Genomic DNA, 22,890 nt, shown 5'->3' on the forward strand with positions numbered 1-22,890 from the left:
ATATATTTATGATTGTGTATAAAAACGATTCCTTATTGTGAATTTTTTCACAATTAAATTATAGCATTTTTTCTACCAAATTCAATAAAAATTTAAAATATTATTTTTAAATGCGACAACTTATACCCTATAATTACATTTAATTTACATTGCTGTAAAGAATAAATTTAAATATAGTGAGTTTTGCTCGGGGTTTTTTATTCACGGATATCTTTTGTCTCACGTACGCAACATGGTAAAATAAGATTATTAACTATTAAGTAGAGGGATATTCATGATAAAACAAATTGAAATTACTGCAGTTCATGATTTAGAATCTGAGCTGGAGAAAGCTAGACACGAAGACTGTACACACTTTGTCTTAATAAATGACAGCATAGACATATATCAACCCATGCTTGAGGCTGTATCATTAAAACCGTGTACGATTGTAGCGGACTATACAGTGAAAAATCAATATATCAACGATTGCACATACTTCGGTAAATCAGACATTACATTTAATGATTGGATAGAAAATATTAATCATTTTCCAAATGTGATATATCATATAGAAACAACACAATCTATCTTAAATAATTACGATATTAATAATATATTCGATTTGGCTCTGATATCTTTAATGCAAGATGATGTCATTACAGATAGTCATGTCGTTTTTAACTTTAATTCTGAATTTATAACAAGTAGGCGCATTTGGCATGATATTAAAAATCTAACGCCATTAAATACTACAAAATTCAATTTAAACAAATTAGCTTATACGCATAATCACCCGTTGCCCTTTAAAAACAACGAAATATTAGCTCCTGATCAAATGCGTTTTACTGACAAATGTTTAAATCGCACGCATTTTAAATTACCACATTGGTTATTTAAAATGATTCAAAATCACTTTGTAAAGAAACACCAAAATATGAGCTACATATATGAAAAAGATAAATCAAACATTAAAGACCATATTGTATTCTTAGGTTTTGATTATGGTTTCAGAGGTAATTCTCGCTATTTGTTCAATCACTTTGCAAAACATTTTTCTAAGTTACCCATATATTTCATTACGAATGATGTAAATGGACCCAATTTTATAAAACCAGATGACCCTAAAGCCAAGTCTCTCATAGAAAGTGCCCAGGTTGTTATTTTGGAAAGCTATATTCCAGACAATTTAAAACCAAATGGTACCATTATCCAACTATGGCATGGCACACCAATAAAAAAATTGTTTTTAGACAGTATGGAACCAACGCAAAATCTTAACATTTATAATTATCGAGCACGTAAATATAATAAATGGTTACAGCAAGATTATTTTATCAGTGACTGTGCCCCAATTATTGAACACTTTAAATCTGCTTTTCCACAACAACAAACTCATATTTTAAATTGTGGCTATCCAAGAGTTAGATATTTAATGGACAAACAATCTGATAAACATTATATTTCTTTCATCAAACAAGAACTTAAATTGGATCCTGACAAAGAAACACTATTATATGTTCCAACTTGGCACTCACATTTTGATGAAGTTGATTTATTGCCTATAAGTGACGGGTTACTTAACAAATATAATGTGATATTCAAAGGACATATTGAAGATCAATCAGATTATATGCCTGAAAATGCAATCATTGCACCTACGCATATTGAAGTTCAAGATTTATTGTTAGTATCTGATATTGTATTGACTGATTATTCATCGATTATATTTGATGCCCTATCGATAGATAAAGTTGTATGTCAATATACACCAGATCATGAAAAATATGTAACAGAACGTGGTGTATATGATGACGTGATGCACGCATTATCAACTGTACGTTATAGTGATTCAAAAGCATTGTTAAATGATTTAATCAGTCATCAAATGAAAGATGTTCATCATACTGAATTTATTAATAAAGATAATCATGCCTTTGAAACAATTTCTCACATCATTCATAAATGTATTAAATCTAAGTAATTGAGACTATGTCATAACTAAATAACAAACAAAAAAGTGAGCCAGACTTCATTAAAAGACTGGCTCACTTTTTCTAAACCTAAATTCAATATTATTGTTGATAAGCAGGGTCCACTACTCTAACAGTACCTTGTTGATCAACTGTAGCTATTGTATATGTTCCAGGTTGCGCTTGATTTTGGAAACTGAAGATATAGCTATAATTTCCTTCGCTACCTTCAATTGCATAATCATTATATGGATTAGATTGTCCATTTAAACCATTCACTTCAGTTGTAGCATTATCTAAAGCATTTTGGAAATTCGGTAAGTTTTGTAATGCAGCTTGTGAATCAGGTGTACCAGATGTAATATTTTGTGCTACTGGCACTGCATTTTGACCTTGATACGGCGCTACGTATTGCGATGTGTTGGCACTAGAAGCACCATTATTTGCATCTGCACTTGCATTATCATTTGAATTACTACCATTAGCATCATTCATAGCACCATTCTCGTTGCCATTACTTTCTGAAGATGTGGCATTGTTAGCATTGTCATTGTTTCCTGATGCATTATCTCCATCAGCATTTGAACTTGAGCCATCACTATTTGCGTTACTGTCATTGTTACTTGATGAACTATCTGAACCTGACGCATTATCCGAGCTGTTTTCATCATCTCCATTATTGCGATCACTTGAACTACTGTCATCAGATTTACTATCTGAATTTTTGTCTGAATCTGAATTGTTATCTTTGTCTTTATCAGAATCATTGTTCTTTTTGTCATCGTTCTTAGAATCTTTGGACTTATCATCAGAAGATTGATTGTCTTTTGAACTATCATCCTTTTTACTGCTGTCATCATCACTACCATTTGAACAAGCAGCTAGTGCTAATGATAAAGTCAAAAACCCTGCTAATAATTTTTTCATATATGAAAACCTCCTTGAATTTATAATACTCATGACACAAAGGTTACTTAGTATGTATCACGCTATCATTTAGGGTTGATGAGAATTATTATGTTATTCACTATAAATTCAAAAATAAACATCTTTCATCAAAATTCTTTCAAAAGAAAATATAAATTTAACAAAATCAAAACAATTTTTAAGTTTATATTGATAGATTACACATCTTCGACAATTTAAATCATTACACATGTTAAATTAACATACCTAGGTCAGATGTCTCTCTCCATTATCAAGTCGGTATCTACAACATTCCCTGTATAAAATTGATGTTCACCTGTCACCGACAATCCTTGCTTTTTATAAAAATTAAAAGCCTGTGCATTATGTTCCCACACGCCTAACCATATTTTCTTTTTATTTAATTCACGCGCTTTCGCAGTGGCAAACTCAATTACTTGTTTGCCCCGCCCACCACCTTGGGCATGTGGTAAAAAGTAGATACGTTGAATCTCAAGATACGCATTCCCCTTTGGTTCAGTTTGTGCTTCATTAATGTTTAATTTAAAATATCCAACAATGTCACGATTTTCCTTATAGAAATAAATGAATGAATTGTCATCTTTTAACTCTTGTAGTAATTGATCTTTTGCATAAGCCTCATCAAAGTATGCGTCGAAATCTTCATCTGTATATTCACCATGCTCAAACGTCGTCCTAAACGTAGTGATACTTAATTCTCTTAATACTTTAACTTCATCTAGTTTAACCATTTCTATAGATTGATCCATTCCGCTTTCACCCCACATTATATTTTATTGTCATTATACTAAAGTCGAAGACAGGTTACTATTTTAAAAAGCACCTGACTCAGTTCTAACTTATTCACTCTATATAGAATAAATCTACGAATTTTATGTAATTTAAAAGTTTTTTTAAATTAAAACGCTTTCTTATAAATACTCTAGGTTTGGCTTATTGTGTAATATTCAATTACATGATAAAGTAGGTCTTGTTTTTTAATTGTTCGTAATTTTTATACATAAGGGAGTGCCATTCAGTAATGACTAACACATTCAAAGCCTTTGTAGTCGATGAACAAGACGGCAAAGTCGTGAATCAATATAAAGATATTTCAGTAGATGCTCTACCAGAAGGCGATGTACTTATTAAAGTAAAATATTCTGGAATCAATTATAAAGATGCGCTTGCTACAGTAGAAAATTCAAAAATTGTTTCTTCTTATCCAATGATTCCAGGTATTGATTTAGCTGGTGTTGTAGAACATTCAGATACACATGCTTTCGAAAAAGGCGATGAAGTCATCGTTACGGGTTATGACTTAGGGACTAGCCATTTTGGTGGTTTTAGTGAATATGCACGTGTTAAAGAAGAATGGATTGTACCATTACCAAAGGATTTAACATTAGAAGAAGCAATGATTTATGGTACAGCTGGATATACAGCTGGATTAGCTATTGAAAAGTTAGAACATAACGGACTTTCTATCGAAAAGAAAGATATACTCGTACGTGGTGCTACCGGAGGTGTTGGTACATTAGCGATTATGATGTTAGATTCAATTGGATTTGATGTTATTGCTAGTACTGGCAAAAAAGGTGCAGAGGACAAACTAAAAGCGCTTGGAGCTAAAGAAGTTATTTCCCGCATTGCTAATAGCGATCAAAAAGCACTTGGCAAACGAACTTGGCAAGGTGTCATTGACCCAGCTGGCGGAGAGAGTTTATCACAAATCGTGAAACAATTGGATTACAATGGTATGGTTGCTGTTATTGGTATGACAGCAGGTGCAAAATTTGATAGCTCAGTATTTCCATTTATCTTGAGAGGCGTAAGTATTATAGGTATTGATTCAGTTTATACTGAAATGAGACAACGCAAACATATCTGGCGCCGTTTAGCTAAAGATTTAAAACCAGATAACTTACATGATATTAAAAAAGTAATCCACTTTAATGATATTGAAGATAATATTAAACAAGTACTTGAAGATAATAATTCAGGTAGAATCGTCATTGATTTTAATGCTTAATCCTTAATCCTTAATCCTTAAAATAAACCTTAGTTTTCTTTTAAAAAGGAAATTAAGGTTTATTTTTTTATCGATTTAAACGCGTCCCTTTTTTATTCGTATATGAATAAAATGATATCTAATATAAATAGATATGAATAAATAAAAATCTTATATTTTAATATTTACAACCAAAATATGAAAGCGTATACTTATTGATATCGAAACTTATCAGGAGGGTTTTTATGGGAATTAAAGTAGATAAAAAACTCATCTTTTTCCTTGGTGCATTGGGAGGTTTACTCTATGGTTACGACATGGGAGTAATATCGGGTGCTCTATTATTTATAAAAGATGATATACCATTGAATAGTGTTACAGAAGGATTGGTTGTTGCATCTATGCTTGTCGGTGCCATCTTTGGTTCTGGTGCAAGTGGGCCATTATCTGACAGACTTGGCCGTAGACGTGTGGTATTTGTGATAGCTATTGTTTATATTGTTGGTGCACTTATCTTAGCATTAGCACCTTCAATGCCCGTATTAGTTATAGGTCGTTTAGTTATCGGATTGGCTGTTGGTGGCTCTACTGCCATTGTTCCAGTTTATTTATCTGAAATGGCACCTACGGAACAACGTGGTTCTTTAAGTTCTTTAAACCAATTAATGATTACGATTGGTATCTTATCTTCATATTTAATCAACTATGCTTTCACACCTATCGAAGGTTGGAGATGGATGTTAGGTCTTGCAGTTGTACCGTCACTTATTTTATTAATTGGTGTCGCATTTATGCCTGAAAGTCCTAGATGGTTACTTGAACATAGAAGTGAAAAAGCAGCACGTGATGTTATGAAATTAACATTTAAAGACAGCGAAATCGATAAAGAAATCGCAGATATGAAAGAAATTAATAGTATCTCTGAAAGTACATGGAATGTTTTAAAATCACCATGGTTACGTCCAACACTGATTATTGGTTGTATATTTGCTTTGCTACAACAGATTATCGGTATTAACGCCATTATATATTATGCACCTTCTATCTTTAGTAAAGCAGGATTAGGCGATGCTACTTCTATTTTAGGTACTGTTGGTATTGGTACTGTGAACGTTATCATTACGATTGTTGCAATTATGATTATTGATAAAATTGATCGTAAACGCTTATTAGTCATTGGTAATATTGGCATGGTTGCTTCATTACTTATTATGGCCGTATTAATTTGGACAATTGGTATTCAATCTTCTGCTTGGATTATCGTGGCTTGTTTAACGTTATTCATTATATTCTTTGGTTTTACTTGGGGACCTGTATTATGGGTAATGTTACCAGAGTTATTCCCTATGCGTGCACGTGGTGCCGCAACGGGTGCCGCAGCATTAGTATTGTCAATCGGAAGTTTATTAGTTGCTCAATTCTTCCCAATATTGACTGAAGTCTTACCTGTAGAACAAGTATTTTTAATTTTTGCAGTGATCGGGATTTGTGCACTAATATTTGTCATCAAATACTTACCTGAAACACGTGGTCGTAGTTTAGAAGAAATTGAAGCTGATTTACGTTCTAGAACAAATGCCACAGATGCAAATATTCATGAATCAAAATAATTTATAAACTGACACACATAAGGGTGAATCGCCATAATGCGACTCACCCTTTTTTATTGCCATACTATGCTTAAAATTTGATATACATACCACAAGAATGAGGTTCTGTAGTGATAAATCCATATTGTGCGTATAATTGATCTGCTGGATAATCAGCCATTAAACTAACATAAGTACCTTCTTCAGCTTCATTTTCTACATATGACATGATATGCGACATAATCGTTTTACCATAACCTTGTCCTTGAAACTCAGGGTTTACAGCAATATCAATAATTTGAAATGCTGTACCACCATCACCGATGACACGTCCCATACCTATCAAGTCTGTTCCATGATATATGGTCACATTAAAACATGCATTGCTAATGCCCTTTTCCGCAGCTTTTTGTGATTTCTCACTTAACCCTGCTACTTTTCGCAAATTTCTATAATCAACTACACTAGGTGCTTCATGCTTTATCTCTATCATCGTGCCACATCTCCTATAACTTATGTTTTCTATATTATGATATAGTCCGTAATAATTCTCAAACTATCCTTCATATAAATAATGATTTTTGTATAAAAAAATCGACAACGGTTTTTCCGCTGTCGTTTAAAAAGCATCATGTGCTGTAAGCTATAAATATTTTTTCATAACTACCTTATTAGATTCTTTGAAAATCTCATTATGGCTAGAAACATAGCCTTCTGCTTTTGCTTTTGGTTCTATATAAAGTTTAGCTAGGTTAGCTGCATTCGCAGCGTCACTAAATGCACTTGCAATTAAATGTGCTTTAGCTTCATGATAAATAATGTCACCACATGCATATAGACCATCGATGCTTGTAGCAGTATTACCAAAGCCCTTAATGCTATATTCATTAAACATATCTACTTTAGCAGAAGATTGTTCAAGTAATGTATTCTCTCTATCAAAGCCATGACTAATGATGACATCATCAAATGATTTTACAGTATGTTCCCCAGTTTCAATATTCTCTAAGATGACTTGCTCAATCTGCGTTTGCGTTTCATCACCAATTAATTGATGTATATGTGTATTCGGTAATTTTTTAACGTTTAATTGTTCCAATTTTTCTTTCATGACTTCATAACCTTTAATATCAGCTTTTCTATATATTAGCGTTACACTTTTAGCATAGCCACTTAAATCATTTGCCCAATCCAATGCTGAATTGCCAGCTCCTGAAATCAATACATGTTTGTCTTTGAATTTTTTTAATGACTGAACGACGTAATGTAAATTTGTCAATTTGTATCTCTCTGCATCCTTAATATCGAGTTGCTTCGGATTAATGATGCCGCCACCAATCGCAATAATAACTGATTTACTAGAAAATACATTACCTTTATCAGTTTCAACTTCAAAGTGTTGTTGTTCTATTTTCCTGATATCAATCACACGTTCTTCTAAATTTACTTCTGGTTCAAAATGCAAACCTTGCTTAACTGTATCTTGAATTACTTCAAAACAAGGTTTTGGAGCTAACCCACCAATATCCCAAATAATCTTTTCTGGATATACATGCATTTTACCACCAAGTTTATCCTGGATATCTATAATACGCACACGCATACCCCTTAAGCCTGAATAGAAACTAGCAAATAATCCTGCAGGACCTCCGCCAATTATAATAACATCATCCATAAAGCATCCTCCCAAAATTCAGCTTGTGTCTTTCCTACATTATGCTATAATTGATAACGATTATCAATGAAAACCTTTTAATTTTCAAAATTCTTAAAATTTAGGAGCTGTTAATCTGTGAAGAAATTGTTATTAATTTTAATTTGTTTGACATTATTTGTAGGCGCTTGCAGCACACAAGATTCAAGTAAAAAGAACGATAGTGAAAATAAATCCACTGAAAAATCTTTTAAGGATGATACAGCTAAAGAAGTTAAAATTCCTAAAAACCCTAAAAGAATTGCTGTTTTACACCCAACTTATATCGGCGCATTGGTAAAATTTGGCCATAAGCCGATTGCCGTACCAGAATTTGTAGAGAAAAACAAAGTATTAAATGATGCTACAAAAGGCATTAAGCGTATTGATAATACCAGTGTTGAACAAGTTACTAAACAAAAACCGGACCTTATCGTAACGACAATACAAGATAAAAATATTAAAAAATTACAGAAAATTGCTCCAACCGTAGCTTTTGATTCAGAAAAATCTACTTATAAAGACCATGCAAAAAAACTTGCCGCTTTAGTCAATGAAGAGTCGAAAGCTAAACAATGGATTAAAGACTGGGATAAACAAATGGCCGACGATAAAAAAGAATTGTCACCATTAATTAAAGGCAAGACTGTGTCAGTATTGCAACAAACTCCAAAAGGTACTATGGCATTTAGTGATCATTTAGGTAGAGGCACAGAAATCTTATATGATGGTTATGGTATGAAGCAACCTAAAGCGCTAGAAAAAGCAACTCAAGACAAATTTGCCACACCTATTAATCCTGAAAATTTCAAAGATTATATAGGCGATTTTGCAGTTATTGCGACAAATGGTGATCAACCTGCACCGTTCGAAAACACTAATTATTGGAATAATCTACTAGCAGTTAAAGATAATCAGGTGATTAAATTTGATGTTACAGAAACACAGTATAATGACCCTATTTCTTTAGAAAAACAACGTGATATTTTTTATAAAGCATTAAAATCAAAAAAATAATATAGTACATCTCGTTTCATTTTTACTAGTACTGTAGATAAAAATTATTTATAAAAAAGCAAAAGCTGCCAACAATGGTTTACGCATTGTTAGCAGCTTTTTAATTAATCCCTTGGGTCTTTCACTATTGCATTTCTTAATAAGAAGAATAATAGTATAAAGCCAGCAGTTAAAATCGTATGACCTATACCTGCATATCCCGCAAAAGATTCAGGCACAGTCAATCCAATGACTTGGTATGTACCTTTTGTAAACATCATACCTATTGTCGTTAATACGCCAATATTATAAACAATAAAGAACCAATTAAATAAATAATAACTACTTAGTTTAAATACTTTTACAACAGGCAATAAAATCAAATGCATAAACATCCCTAATATAAGGGTATGAGTATGTACTACAACGAGTTGTGTATCACCAGTGAAATGATGTGCAAGCGTCAATTCACGATAATAGAAACCACTGAGTAAGCCTAAAACTGTATAAATTAAAAAAGCATATAATACTCTACGCATAGATAATCCTCCTCAAGCATATTATATGACAATTATCTTAAAATTACAGTGACAATTCTTCAAACATATAGAAATACTACGACGTCTTTGCTTTACCTTATATATAACCACGTCTTGTTTATCACATAACTACAAATTAAAAACTAAGCATCCTATTTTTAGCGCTAGTATAGGATGCTTAGCCTTTATATTATTAATCCAGTTATGTTTTACTTATTTTCACTTTCTTCCACTTTATCGATCTTATCAACTTTGCGCTGTGAACCACCTTCCCAACTCACATTAAGATAAGCTTCAACATTTTTTTTAGCAACTTCAACACCTATAATTTGTGCCCCCATAGTTAAAATCTGTGCATTATTGCTTAATTGTGCACGTTCTGCAGAATAATAATCGTGTGCTAATGCTGCACGTATGCCTTTTATTTTGTTTGCAGTAATTGCTACACCAATACCCGTACCACAAATCAAAATACCGCGTTCGTTTTCACCTTGTTGAATGCTTTTTCCAACTTCAGCCGCTACATCAGGGTAGTCCGTTTCAGCACATTGATGACAACCAAAATCTTCAACTACATGTCCTAAATGCTCAACATGCGCTTTGACCGCTTCTTTTAAATCATATCCATTATGGTCTGCACCAATTGCTATTTTCATTAAAATTCCTCCTTAAATTTTCTTCATACCTTATATAAATGTTTTAAATGTATCTAGCATCAAATAGGCAGACATTGCGCCAGGATCTACATGTCCTTGGGAACGATATCCCAAACGTTTTGATCTTCCTTTATTCGATACAATATCTTTAGTACTTTCCATACCATGTTTTGCTTCACCTAACGCTACTTGAAATGCATCAGCAAACGATTCCCCTGATTGTTGTGCATGTTCTAATGATTTGTAAAAAGGTTCAAGTGTATCTATCATCGTTTTATCGCCTATTTTAGCTTTACCTCTATCCTGGATTCCTTTACAAAAAGCAATCCAATATTGATAGAGACCTTCATCATCTAAAGATGTCTCATTTTTAACAGCAACGGCACCTTTTAAATAGCCAGAAGCGTACAATGGTCCGACAGATGAACCGACAGCATCTAAGAAACGCTTACCAACTGCTACACTAATTTTTGAAATATCATCTTGGTCTGCCAATTCATTTTGAATTGTTTCTTTAACAGCTTGATAACCGATATCCATCGTTACGCCATGGTCACCGTCACCAATTTTTCTATCCAATTCGCAAAGTTCGTCTTTTTTATTTTCAAAAAGTTCGGTTAAAGCTAAAATATACGCTTTAAATGATTCATTTGTTAATGTCATAATGCGCTCCTCCTAAATGACTTTGAAATTTGGACAATCTATAGGATGATCTATACAGCGCTTCAATGTATCATCAACTTTCATCAATGTAATTGAAAATCCACCCATTTCCATTGAAGTAATGAAATTCCCTATAAATGTTCGGTATGTGTTGATATGATTATCTTTTAAAATTGCATCTACTTCTTTATTGGTAATATAAAGTTCCATTTGTGAAGTGGCGCCCAAACCATTGATTAAGACAACAACATCATCTTCAGCGTGATAGATGTCTTCTTTTAAAATATTTTGCATAATAACTTGAACCGTTTCTTTAGCTGTGCGAATTGTTGTTTTTTCAATACCAGGTTCACCGTGATGACCTAAACCGATTTCCATCTCATTATCTTTTAAATCAAAGCTTGGTTTACCTGTTTGCGGCAAATAACATGGACTCAAACCAATACCCATTGAACGCGTTTGATCGTTTGCCAATTGCGCAATACGTCTAACTTCTTCTAAATCATAACCAAAGTCTGCAGCCGCACCAGCCGCTTTATAAACTAATAATTCTCCTGCAATCCCCCTGCGATCATCTATATCTTTGGAAGAAGCGACGTCATCATTACCAATCACTGCCTTAGTCACAATATCATCTTCAATTTCCGTCATTTCACTCGCCATTTCAAAATTCATTAAATCTCCTGCGTAGTTTCCATAGATATAAAGTACGCCATGGCCATGATTTATTTCTCTTGTAACTGCCTGTATAGGTATTGGCGAAGGTGAAGCAAAAATATTTCCAACGGCTACACCATCTGCCATACCTTTACCAACATATCCTAAGAATGCTGGTTCATGACCAGAACCGCCACCTATCAATATGCTAACTTTTCTTTTGTCATTTCTCTTTTTGCCTATTAAAGCTCTCTTATGGAGTTCAGAACGTCTAATATATTCTGGATAAGCAATTAGATAACCAGACATTAGTTCCTCAATCACATTATCTGGGTTATTAATCATTTTTTTCATTTTAAAACGCTCCTTTTACGACGTTGTGTTTGACAATATTAATTTATGGTACTAGAACCACTTTTAGCGATTGATCTCCTTTTTTCATCAATTCAAATCCTTCTTCAAAATCTTTTAAAGGTAGTTGATGTGTGACAACGCCATCTGTAGAGAAGTCGCCTTTTTGAATACCATCTATAACCAATGGATAACAATAAGGTCCTAAGTGACTACCCATTAAATCTAATTCTTTACGGTCAGAGATAATACTCCAATCCACCGTGACTGGATCTCCAAAAACAGAAAATTCTACAAAACGACCTAATTTTCTAATTGCACTTAAACCTTGTTCTACAGACTTAGGATGGCCAGTTGCTTCAATATACGTATCACAACCATATCCTTCTGTCATATCTTTAATTTCTTTTACAACATCCACTTTTGATGGGTTCATAACAATATCAGCACCAAATGCTTTAGCTAATTCTAATCGATCATCTTTCATATCTAAGACGACTAATGTTTCCGCACCCGCTTTTTTAGCTACGCCAACCATACCTAAACCTAGTGTACCGGCACCAGATAGGACAACAAAGTCACCTAATTTAATATTGGCACGTTGAATGGCATGCAAGCTACATGCATATGGTTCAATTAAAATGGCTTTTTCAATAGGCATATCTTCTGGTACTTTGTAATTAATAGCCTCTTTAGTAAATTTCATATATTCCGCCATACCACCGTTAACATTGTTTTGGAATCCATAAAGATCATGTTTTTCACACATCCAATATTCGCCGCGGTTACAGAATCTACAATTCCAACAAGGTACGATTTGTTCTGAAATCACACGATCTCCAATTTCAAAATCTGTAACATCTTCTCCTTTTTCTACAATGCGTGCTATAAATTCATGTCCCGGAATCATAGGTGCTTTAATGTATGAAGGTTGCTTTTCATCACCCCAAAAACTTGGTGCACCGCCATAAGCCTTTATATCACCAGCACATATACCACATGCTTCAACTTTCACAACAATTTCTTTAGGATGTTCTATCGTTGGCGTTTCAACTGTTTCATATTTATATTCTCCAGGCGCGTATGCGACTACTGCGTTCATTGTTTCAGGATAATTTTTCTTACTCATCATTAACAGCTCCCTTATCATTTTTAGAAAACGCTTTCATCTATATGTGTAATTCTAATATACTTTTTCATTTATCACAAATATTTTTTCATTTATTTTCGTTTTGTTTTCTTTTTGTTTTCTTATATAGAATTTATGTTAATATAAAAGTGATACTAAAGAGGATGTGAAGCACATGAAAATGTATGCAGATGAACGCAGAGAACATATATATTCGTATATTAAATCTCATAAACGCGCAACAGTAAAACAACTATCTGATTACTTAAGTGTTACTGAAGCAACAGTAAGAAGTGATTTACGGAGACTAGAAAGTGAAAATAAATTAACACGTACACATGGTGGCGCTAAAGTCACAGAAAATATAGGCTCTAAATTTAACTTTTCTTATCGTTTAACACAAAAACACGGTGAAAAATATAAAATAAGTAAGTCCGCCTTAAAAAAAATCAAACCGCAACAATGTATTATGATTGATGCAAGTTCGACTACTTATGAACTCGCCAAATTACTTGCAGAAACTACGATGGAACTGACAATTATTACAAATGGTCTAGAAAATGCCGTACTATTAAAAGAAAATCCACATTTAACCGTTCTCGTAGTTGGTGGTTTTGTTTCACAAGATTCAAACGCGATAACTGGGAATATCGATTCTCAAATTCTAGAAATGTATCACATTGACTATTTCTTTTTATCTGCAAATGGTTTTACGTTAGAAAATGGATTAACTGATTTTTCATTACCTGAAGTACAATTAAAAAAACAAATGGTACAAGAAAGTGAAAACGTCATCGCTCTCATTGATAAAAGTAAATTTGGTGTTTCTTCAACACTTTCCTTTGCGAAAATATCTGATATTAATGAAGTCATTACGGATGAAAAACCAGAACATAAATGGCTTAAACATGTCCCGTTTTCAGTAACCGTTGCACAATAACAATAATGAAGTTTCACTGAATCGCACATGCATATGGTATATTTTTAATTTCAACATCTTACAAACGTGATCACTAAATAATTCGCGACATATAAAACGCCCTACAAAGTAGACATGCATAAATGCAAACTTTGTAGGGCGCTTTTCATTTCTATAACCCATATGATTCAATTTTCAGTTATACGCCACCTGACCAACCAACAGCTGTAAATATAAAAAGTACGATGGAACCAACTACTAGCCATACGATGAATAATGGTATCATAAATTTGAACCATGAGCCAAAGTTTGCTTTAGCAATCGCAATGGCACCTATCGTAGCACCTAAAGTAGGCGTAATTAAGTTACCTAGCCCACCACCAAAAGATAAAGAAGTTAATAAAATTTGATCATTAACACCTAATGTTTCTGTTACCGGTTGTAATATCGGTACCATGACACTCATTAGACCTGAACCTGACGGAACTAAGAAGTTAAAGACCGTTGCCACTAAAAATACGATTACGGAAACAATACCTAAAGATGCACCATCAAGTTGTGTTGTAAGTGTATGAACAATCGTGCTAAGAATTTGTCCTTTTTCCAAAATAACACTTATCGTATTCGCCATGATAATAGCAAACGCAACGACCAACATTGGCTTTGCACCTTCTAAAAATCCATCGACCATTTCGCTAGGGGTTTTGCTTTTTACAATATAAGCCAATACAAAACTTATTCCGAAAATAGTAATAAATACACCATTTCCGTATTTTTCTGTCCATCTAAACAAACCATTTCCTAAAGCTAAGACAATTGGCGTTAAGACAACTAATGCAACGACGATACTGTCTCTCCAATTGACTTGTCTATCCTCGGTAGCCATTTCATGATGCGCTGTTTGAGTTATATCTTGTCGCCATTCACTTGTATTCATCACACTCTTACTGGGATCTTTTATTACTCTTCTTGCATACCAAACAACATACAATAAAGTAACAATTAAGAATACGCCATACATAATCGCTCTTCCACCATAACCCGAATACAATGCAACCTCAGGATATACAATTTGTCCTATCTTTGCCATACCGGATGGAGATACTGAAAAAGCCATGTACAATGGTAAAAAGGTAATCGCTAATGCCATGATTGGATCTAGTTTCAATCGATTCACTAAAATGACACCTAATGTTACAAATACAATCATTTGATCTCCGCCAATAAAGAAACCAATAAATGCCATTAATGAAAATAAGCCAATAATAAGTGGCAATGCGCCGGCATGTTCAAAGCGATAAATCATATAATTCGTTAATTTTTTTACAGAATCAAGATATAATATACCTCCCATTGCGCCGCCGATAAACAGTAATAAGGTTACTGTTTGTGCTGATTGAATACCGCCGTTTAAAATGAGTGTTATAGCATAAATTGGATTCACTGGATTTTGATCAATAGCATGATATGTGCCTTGGATAATTGAACCATCTTTATTAGTATCAAATGCACCTGCAGGAATAATATAGGTCAAGAAACAAGCAAACATCATCATGATTAACATGATTAATAGAACGTGAGGTAATTCGAATTTTTTCTTAGTCTTTACTGCTATATGATCAGAAGTCTGATTTACATTTTGATTACTGACATTTTGATATGATGTTGTGCTTGATTCTGACATACGGATTCACTCCTTTTATAATATAAAAATAGACACAACTGTATATAACATAGATGTGTCTATCTATATAAGTACGTATATTTAATTATTGCGTTACATGTGACTGACTATATCTATTTTCTTTAAATGGAATACCTATGTGATCACGTAATGTATCACCTTGATACTCCTGAGTGTAATAACCTTTTTGTTCTAATATCGGTAAGACATGATTGATAAATTCATCATAAACCGCACCATAAATATGTGGTCCAAATATAAAGCCATCTGCTGCACCATCTTCAAACCATTCAATAATTAAATCGGCAACCTTTTCATATGTGCCCATGAATGGAGAACGGCGGACAGTCTCTTCTAAGGCAACTTCTCGTAAAGTAAGCTGATGTTCTTTAGCGCGAGCTGCGATCGCATCTGCAGTAGCACGGAAACTATTTTGTCCAACTTCGCCAAGCTCTGGGAATGGTGCGTCTAAATCATATTGACTAAAATCATGATGATCATAATATCTTCCTAAATAATCTAACGCCTCATCAATATTAGCTAATGATTTTATTTCCTCAAATCGAGATTCAACTTCATTTTCAGTTTCACCAATAATCGGTGCTAATATAGGGTATACTTTCACTTCATTAGGATTACGTCCAAATGCTTTTGCTTGCGCTTTGATACTATCATAATTGCTTTGAGCGATTTCTTTGGATTCACCTAACGTAAATACTGCATCCGCATATTTAGCTGCGTAAGCCTGACCTTTCGGAGATGCACCAGCTTGGAAAATGACCGGTTGACCTTGTTCAGAACGGCTTGCATTTAGTGGACCTTTGACCTGAAAATACTTACCTTTGTAATCTAAAGTATGCATTTTATCTTTATCAAAATACTCACCTTTTTCCACATCAAAAGTAAATGCATCGTCCTCATATGAATCCCATAAGCCTTGAACTACTTGAATATGCTCTTCGGCAATATCATATCTAATATCGTGTTCCGGATGGTCACCTTTACTATAATTATCTGCACTACCTGCAAGTGGTGATGTAACTACATTCCAACCTGCACGTCCATGGCTAATTCTATCTATTGTTGCTAACTGACGTGCTACTGTAAATGGTTCACTATAAGACGTTGAAATTGTCCCTACTAAACCGATATTTTTTGTAACTGGTGCAAGGGCAGCCAGCAATGTAAGTGGTTCATGTCGATCTAAAAAATGAGGTATAGATTTCTCATGTATATATAAACCATCGGCAACAAATACAAAGCTAAAACCTGCTGCTTCTGCTCTCTTAGCAATTTCCAATTGAAAATCAAAATTTGTACTCGCATCATCAGGCACTTCATTCGATTTCCAAGCATGCATATGACTACCTGGCCCGTTAAGCATAATTCCAAAATCTATTTTCCCTTTAGTCATACTATCCCTTCTTTCTCGTTAATCACATGCTTTGCAGGTGACATTTGTTTAACTGTTTTCATTCGTAATTCATGATTTTGAACCGGTATGTGTAACATAAATTCATCTATCAATCCATCGACATTTAATTGTTGCAATTGTTGTTTTACTTCGCTTGCTAAACCATCTAATACTTCAATTTTTTTAGTTTCAACTTCAAATGTTTCCGTACTTTGTTCTGTAAATGTGTCTAATTGTTGTTTCGTATTGACTGTAATTTTCCGACCGTCTTTAAAATGAAGTGCATAATTTGTGCGCCCTTCTTCTACCAAAGCCTTATCTGATTCACTTTCAGTTACTACTGTAGCTACACCCACGATAACTCTTCCCTCAGGATATTGTGCTTTATATGCTTTAATCGACTGATGTAACACGTCAATATTAGAATTAATGAAAAATGCATATACAAAACCTACTTTTTCGTCAGCAGCAAATTGTGCTGAATTTTCACTTCCTCCAAGTAAGTAAAGTTCTGGTGACGGAATTTCATTATTACGTATAGATGTTTGTAGCTGACTATATGCTTCTTCATCTGTGAAATCATTTTTATTAAAACGATTTAATAAGTGAAATTTTTCGTTAAAAGTTGTTTGCGGAGATTTTAATTCAGATTGTAATGCTTGGGTTGCTAAAGGAAAACCACCCGGCGCCTTTCCTATACCTAAATCCACTCTTCCAGGTGCAATATTGCTAATCAAATGAAATTGCTCAATCACTTTAAACGGACTATAGTGTTGTAACATAACGCCACCCGATCCCACTCGAATACGTTTCGTTTGATTTAGTAAATGTGTCACTAATATTTCTGGACTCGTTCCAGCGACTTCAGGTATATTGTGATGCTCTGCAACAAAATATCTTGTGTAATTTTCTGTATCGGCAAGTTGAGCTAATTCAACTGTACGTGCGATACCATCCCTAACAGTTTCATCAGTATCTATTGGACTTTGATCTAAAATACTCATTGATGTCATACATAAACCCTCCCAATCAATTTTCTGAATATTATATTAATAGTAATACTATGCCTGCCTCGCACATTTGTCAAGTATTCCTATCGTTTTAATAAGGATTAAAATAACAATAATGACAGGTCATTAATTCATGTTCATATCTGATTAATGACCTGTCTTATATAGTTTCATTTATTTATAAATATTGTTGGTTGGTATATTGAATAGACCTTACCAAAACTCACATATATGAATTTAAATAATCTATACTATAACGCTGTATAACCGCCATCGATTGTAACAACACTTCCCGTCACAAACGATGAAGCATCAGACGCTAAATATAATGCAGCACCTTGTAATTCTTCTGGAACCCCTGGTCTACCAAGTGGTGTAAATTTCATCCATGTATCAATCATATCTCCGCCTTGTGCGAAATAATCTTTTGTAAGTTCTGTCTTCATGTATCCTGGTGCAATAGAATTTACACGAATACCATGTTCAGCCCATTCACTTGCTAAACTTTTCGTAAACATAATGACAGCACCTTTCGATGTATTATAGGCAGCTTGAGGTTGTGGCGTATTCACTATAATACCTGACATTGAAGATGTATTAATAATTGATCCTTTTTTCTGTTCTATCATCACTTTACCAACTGCTTGTGAGACTAATACCATACTGTTAATATTCACATCCATATTTTTTACCCAACGATCGTATGGCATATCTTCAAATTTCACATGTTCATTAATACCTGCATTATTAAATAAAATATCAATACGGCCAAATGTATCCATGACATCTGTAACCATTTGTTCAACATCCGATACGCTTGTAACATCTACTTTACATGCGATTGCTTTGTTACCTGTTTCATTTTTAAATTCAGCAGCTGTCTCCTTGGCCAATTCTAAATTTATGTCAGCAATGACTAAGTTTGCGCCCGCTTCGGCTAACCCTTTACCCATAGCTTTACCTAATCCAGAAGCACCACCCGTAACAATTGCCACTTGGTTATCTAATTTAAACTTATCGAAAACACTCATATTGTAACCTCCATTATTTCCTTATGTTATTACTAATTGTAGGATAAAATAATTAATTAAGATAGTGCAAACGCTTACTAAATTTAAAATTAATAAAGTGAGACCGGCATCACAGTTTCTAAAAGTGATTCCAGTCCCACATTCACCTCATTAAACGTAATTTAATGTGACCATTCTAATGCATGTTCCGTCTCTTCATTTGTCTCAATTTCATCGATGTCTATCATTGATTCTGAAATATTTCTCGAATGATAACCGATACGTTCTAATATACCTATCATATCAAGATATAATAAACCACCTTCTGGTGTACACTCACCTGAACTTAGTCTCTTAATATGTTTTTTCCTTAAATCATGCTCTAAACGATAAGACTCATTACTTATTTTCACAATTTCATCTCGTTTGACCCTGTCATAGACATCAAACATATCGATTGTTTTGTCAAAAGATGTCGTTACATGATCATACAATCGATTGATACTCGCTTCTGCTTTTTCAGAAATTTGAACTTGATTCGTTTGTTCTTTTTTCTTATCTAATAAATAAGCTTCAGATAATCCTGCCACTTTCAATATTGTTCGGTTTACATCTTGAAGTACAGTCATTCTTTCCGCATCTTTTTTAGATAATTTCTTTTCAGATATCTTAGTTAAATATTGACGTACATTATCATTCATATTATCTATAGCCGCGTGTTTATGCATGATGTCTCTTTCTTTTTTATCATCATATTCATTTACATTCTTAAGCATAGAAAATGTCATGTGCCCAATATTTTGAATTTCTTCTTGAGCCTCTTGGAGAGCAATGCTCGGTGCTCTATTAATAAGATTTCTGTCTAAATTTCTAGGTTTATATTTTTCATTTAAATCTTCACCTGGAACAATTTTAGTCACTACCCATGCGAGTACAAAAATAAACGGTAATTGTATTAATGTATTGGTAACGTTGAATGTACCATGTGCAAAAGCAATAACCATTTCCGGTTTTAAGTTGAGCAGACTTTGCATCCATTCAATAGCCATTTGATACAGTGGCAGTATAATTAAGAATATAGATGCGCCTATAACATTAAACATGACGTGCACCGCTGCAACACGTTTAGCTGCCAGTGAGCCAGCAAGACTCGCTAATACTGCAGTGATCGTCGTACCTATATTATCACCAAGTAAAACTGGTAATGCGCCATGTAAACTAATCAAGTCATTTGCAAAAAAGCCTTGCAAAATACCGATTGTTGCACTTGAACTCTGAATAACTACAGTCAATATTGTTCCTGCGATAAGGCCATAAATTGGATTAAAAGACATATCCAACATCAATTGTTTAAAACCTTCTAAATCAGCTAAAGGTTTAACTGCGCCACTCATCAGTTCTAAGCCATAAAACAATGCACCGAAACCAAATAGGATCATCCCTATATTTTTCACTTTACGTTTTTGAATAAAGAATATTAAAAATGCACCAATAGCTAAAATAGGAAGCGCATAAGCACCAATGTCTATACCTATAATAAATGCTGTAACCGTCGTACCTATATTGGCACCCATGACTACTCCTATTGCTTGACGCATGGTCATAAACCCTGCACTTACTAGCCCAATTGTAATTACAGTAGTTCCCGAGCTACTTTGAATTAAAATCGTTACAATCATACCGGCAAGTACACCCATGATTGGATTACTTGTAAATGTATTTAAAATGTTTCTAAGACGATCACCCGCAGCTGCCTGTAGGCCATCACCCATTTGTTTAATTCCGTATAAAAATATACCTAAACCACCTATAAAAGTAAAAATAATCTCCATTACTGAAGAATCCATCATTACACCTCTTTGAATTATTTGTAAACCATGTTAATTGTATCTAATTTTTGTTAAGTCAATGTTAAACAAATATTAAAATATAAGGTCAGTTAGTCAATAAATTTGTAATCATATTGCAAGGAGATAATAAATTTCCTTAAAAGACTGGCGCAATCGAACTTTACCTTATTGATTATTTTAATTAATATTAAAAATCCGAATCGATTTTTTAGTATCGACTCAAATTTAAAACTTGCTTATTTTTATTGATGCCGCTTTACGTTTATGACTGTCATCATTTTATCAATTGAAGTGACACATAATGATAAGTGCTTTCCCCAATTTTTTACGTAAACAAAAAAAGAGCCTGGGCATCAATAGATGTCTCAGACTCAAAAATTTATTATATTTATTTTTATGACGGAATTTCAGTACGTTTACCACTATGTTTTCTTATCATAGCAGCACTAATAGAAGATACAATACCAAAGATGATAAATCCTACAAACATCCACATTGTAGCATTCATTTCTAACGGTTGATTCATATAAAGTAATTCTCTTAGGTACTCACCATAGTGTGTAAATGGATTCCAACTTACAATATAATCTTGATAGAACTTAGGTAGCATTTGTTTAGGGAACATAACTAATTGCATACTAAAGAACATTGCAATAAAGAATATTGGTATTGATTTCATACCTAACCAAGTCATTACGCCTAAAATAAGTCCAATAAATCCTAACAGTGCAATTGAGACAAATACGGCTATTTTATTAATGTCAGGAAAATCAAACCCTTGGACGGCAGACATAAAGTAAACATAGCCAAAGCCACCAATAAATGCTGTAAGTACACCCACACCTAATTGACCTAAAGATGCAATTAAACGGTGAGAAATTTTAATATTGTCAGATGTTCTAAAGGCAAAGAATAACAAGATTGATGCCACAATTGAACTGATCCACACTGGCATAAACATTAAGAAAGAAGCATTACCATTACCTTGATGATCTTTCACTTTGTGCACTTGTTTATCAGCTACTTTTACAGGATTTGTCAGTCCTTCAATTTCATTAGCACTCACTTTTACATCTTGCTTTTCTAAAGTATCTAAACTTTGTTGCGTGATTTGTTTATTTAAATTGTCACCAATACCGTTTAGTACATTAGATGAAATTTGAGATGCCTGCATATTTGCACCCTTATTAGTTATCGTTTTAAACTCTGCACGTTTAACTTTAATATCTTGAGAAGCACCTGATTTAGCCATTTGACTTTGCATTTGTTTGGCTTGTTCTGGTGGTATTTCACCTGATTTAACTTTATCTTGCATTTCTTGTTTTTTGCTATCCATCACTACTTTTTGAGTTTGACTCATAGCATGTTTTGAAAAATCTTTTTCGAAAATCGCTGCGCCATAATATTTTTGTTCGTCTAGTCCTTTTCGAACGTCTTTTTCATTATCAACCTTTACCCATTTTACTGTATCAGAATCACTATCTAAGAGTTTATCCTCTAAATTTTTCCCTATATTAATATCTTTATTTTATATAGAAGTACCTTCATCATGATTAACGATTGCTATTGGTAATTCCTTAGGTTTTGGATTATATGCTGGATAAAATGCAATTGAAAAAATTGCAAGTATGATTAGAATTGCAATAGGTGCAATCCATAATAATTTACTTTTAAAAATATTCATATTAACTTACCTCCTTCTTAAACACCTTGTTGATTAATAACTACTTTGTTTATTATAATGAGATTGTTTCAATAAACAATATGCAATGATAACCATTATGTCCGTTTTTGAACATTTTTACTTAAATTGTCTATTAACGTACAAGGAGTTGACAAT

The 22,890-nt window shown here is 33.5% G+C and carries 19 protein-coding genes and 1 pseudogene; 5 read left to right on the forward strand and 15 right to left on the reverse strand.

The genetic code is table 11. From position 1 onward, the window contains the following. Positions 1-274: 274 nt before the first annotated feature. Positions 275-1,963, forward strand: coding sequence for a CDP-glycerol glycerophosphotransferase family protein (locus tag L987_RS09940; protein WP_011302488.1), 1,689 nt, complete (start codon positions 275-277; stop codon positions 1,961-1,963). 91 nt (positions 1,964-2,054) lie between these two features. Here L987_RS09940 and L987_RS09945 read toward each other — a convergent pair whose 3' ends face one another. Together L987_RS09945 and L987_RS09950 are read right to left on the reverse strand one after the other, a co-directional pair. After that, complete coding sequence (locus L987_RS09945; RefSeq protein ID WP_011302487.1) at positions 2,055-2,879, reverse strand: hypothetical protein; 825 nt, start codon at positions 2,877-2,879, stop codon at positions 2,055-2,057. A 251-nt stretch (positions 2,880-3,130) separates the two neighbouring features. After that, positions 3,131-3,649 (reverse strand): GNAT family N-acetyltransferase, encoded by a 519-nt coding sequence (locus L987_RS09950; protein WP_047504472.1) that lies wholly within the window; start codon positions 3,647-3,649, stop codon positions 3,131-3,133. 272 nt (positions 3,650-3,921) lie between these two features. Here L987_RS09950 and L987_RS09955 point away from each other — a divergent pair, with 272 nt between their 5' ends. After that, on the forward strand, positions 3,922-4,911 hold the full coding sequence (locus tag L987_RS09955) for an acrylyl-CoA reductase family protein (protein WP_047504475.1): 990 nt from the start codon (positions 3,922-3,924) through the stop codon (positions 4,909-4,911). Positions 4,912-5,135: 224 nt separating this feature from the next. Beyond that, positions 5,136-6,500: a sugar porter family MFS transporter gene (locus tag L987_RS09960; RefSeq protein ID WP_011302484.1), complete on the forward strand. Its 1,365-nt coding sequence runs from the start codon at positions 5,136-5,138 to the stop codon at positions 6,498-6,500. A 70-nt stretch (positions 6,501-6,570) separates the two neighbouring features. On the opposite strand, the gene L987_RS09965 is transcribed toward L987_RS09960, so the two are convergent. After that, positions 6,571-6,972, reverse strand: a complete 402-nt coding sequence (locus L987_RS09965) for a GNAT family N-acetyltransferase (RefSeq protein WP_011302483.1) — start codon at positions 6,970-6,972, stop codon at positions 6,571-6,573. 150 nt (positions 6,973-7,122) lie between these two features. Then, a complete protein-coding gene (locus L987_RS09970; protein WP_002482481.1) occupies positions 7,123-8,154 on the reverse strand; it encodes an NAD(P)/FAD-dependent oxidoreductase in 1,032 nt (343 codons plus the stop codon). A gap of 117 nt (positions 8,155-8,271) precedes the next feature. Here L987_RS09970 and L987_RS09975 point away from each other — a divergent pair, with 117 nt between their 5' ends. Then, positions 8,272-9,189 (forward strand): ABC transporter substrate-binding protein, encoded by a 918-nt coding sequence (locus L987_RS09975; protein ID WP_011302482.1) that lies wholly within the window; start codon positions 8,272-8,274, stop codon positions 9,187-9,189. A 104-nt stretch (positions 9,190-9,293) separates the two neighbouring features. Here the strand turns inward: L987_RS09975 and L987_RS09980 are convergent, their stop codons facing one another. The 5 genes from L987_RS09980 to L987_RS10000 all read right to left on the reverse strand — a co-directional run bounded on the left by L987_RS09980 (position 9,294) and on the right by L987_RS10000 (position 13,163). Beyond that, on the reverse strand, positions 9,294-9,707 hold the full coding sequence (locus L987_RS09980) for a DUF2871 domain-containing protein (RefSeq protein ID WP_011302481.1): 414 nt from the start codon (positions 9,705-9,707) through the stop codon (positions 9,294-9,296). A 209-nt stretch (positions 9,708-9,916) separates the two neighbouring features. Then, a complete protein-coding gene (rpiB, locus tag L987_RS09985; RefSeq protein ID WP_002482477.1) occupies positions 9,917-10,363 on the reverse strand; it encodes a ribose 5-phosphate isomerase B in 447 nt (148 codons plus the stop codon). Positions 10,364-10,393: 30 nt separating this feature from the next. After that, on the reverse strand, positions 10,394-11,026 hold the full coding sequence (dhaL, locus tag L987_RS09990) for a dihydroxyacetone kinase subunit DhaL (protein ID WP_047504479.1): 633 nt from the start codon (positions 11,024-11,026) through the stop codon (positions 10,394-10,396). Between the two features lie 12 nt (positions 11,027-11,038). Beyond that, the gene (locus tag L987_RS09995; protein WP_011302479.1) at positions 11,039-12,037 is read right to left on the reverse strand and encodes a dihydroxyacetone kinase subunit DhaK; all 999 of its coding nucleotides are present in this window, start codon (positions 12,035-12,037) and stop codon (positions 11,039-11,041) included. A 43-nt stretch (positions 12,038-12,080) separates the two neighbouring features. Further along, positions 12,081-13,163, reverse strand: a complete 1,083-nt coding sequence (locus L987_RS10000) for an MDR/zinc-dependent alcohol dehydrogenase-like family protein (protein WP_047504482.1) — start codon at positions 13,161-13,163, stop codon at positions 12,081-12,083. 175 nt (positions 13,164-13,338) lie between these two features. Between L987_RS10000 and L987_RS10005 the strand changes: the two genes are divergently transcribed. Then, entirely contained in the window at positions 13,339-14,103 is a 765-nt protein-coding gene (locus L987_RS10005) for a DeoR/GlpR family DNA-binding transcription regulator (RefSeq protein ID WP_002482473.1), read from the forward strand. A gap of 178 nt (positions 14,104-14,281) precedes the next feature. On the opposite strand, the gene L987_RS10010 is transcribed toward L987_RS10005, so the two are convergent. The 6 genes and pseudogenes from L987_RS10010 to L987_RS10035 form a co-directional block, all read right to left on the reverse strand. Continuing rightward, positions 14,282-15,766, reverse strand: coding sequence for a Na+/H+ antiporter NhaC family protein (locus L987_RS10010; protein ID WP_011302477.1), 1,485 nt, complete (start codon positions 15,764-15,766; stop codon positions 14,282-14,284). A gap of 85 nt (positions 15,767-15,851) precedes the next feature. Next, a complete protein-coding gene (locus L987_RS10015) occupies positions 15,852-17,180 on the reverse strand; it encodes an LLM class flavin-dependent oxidoreductase (RefSeq protein WP_002482471.1) in 1,329 nt (442 codons plus the stop codon). Next, on the reverse strand, positions 17,177-18,193 hold the full coding sequence (locus L987_RS10020; RefSeq protein ID WP_047504485.1) for an LLM class flavin-dependent oxidoreductase: 1,017 nt from the start codon (positions 18,191-18,193) through the stop codon (positions 17,177-17,179). Before L987_RS10020 ends, L987_RS10015 begins: the two co-directional genes overlap by 4 nt. Positions 18,194-18,441: 248 nt before the next feature. After that, positions 18,442-19,221: an SDR family NAD(P)-dependent oxidoreductase gene (locus L987_RS10025; protein WP_011302475.1), complete on the reverse strand. Its 780-nt coding sequence runs from the start codon at positions 19,219-19,221 to the stop codon at positions 18,442-18,444. 161 nt (positions 19,222-19,382) lie between these two features. After that, positions 19,383-21,047 (reverse strand): Na/Pi cotransporter family protein, encoded by a 1,665-nt coding sequence (locus L987_RS10030; protein WP_047504488.1) that lies wholly within the window; start codon positions 21,045-21,047, stop codon positions 19,383-19,385. 397 nt (positions 21,048-21,444) lie between these two features. Continuing rightward, a pseudogene (locus L987_RS10035) lies at positions 21,445-22,734 on the reverse strand (YhgE/Pip domain-containing protein). Between the last annotated feature and the right edge of the window lie 156 nt (positions 22,735-22,890).

The sequence above is a fragment of the Staphylococcus sp. ZWU0021 genome, from assembly GCF_000798895.1.
GTDB classification, from domain to species: Bacteria; Bacillota; Bacilli; order Staphylococcales; family Staphylococcaceae; genus Staphylococcus; species Staphylococcus saprophyticus.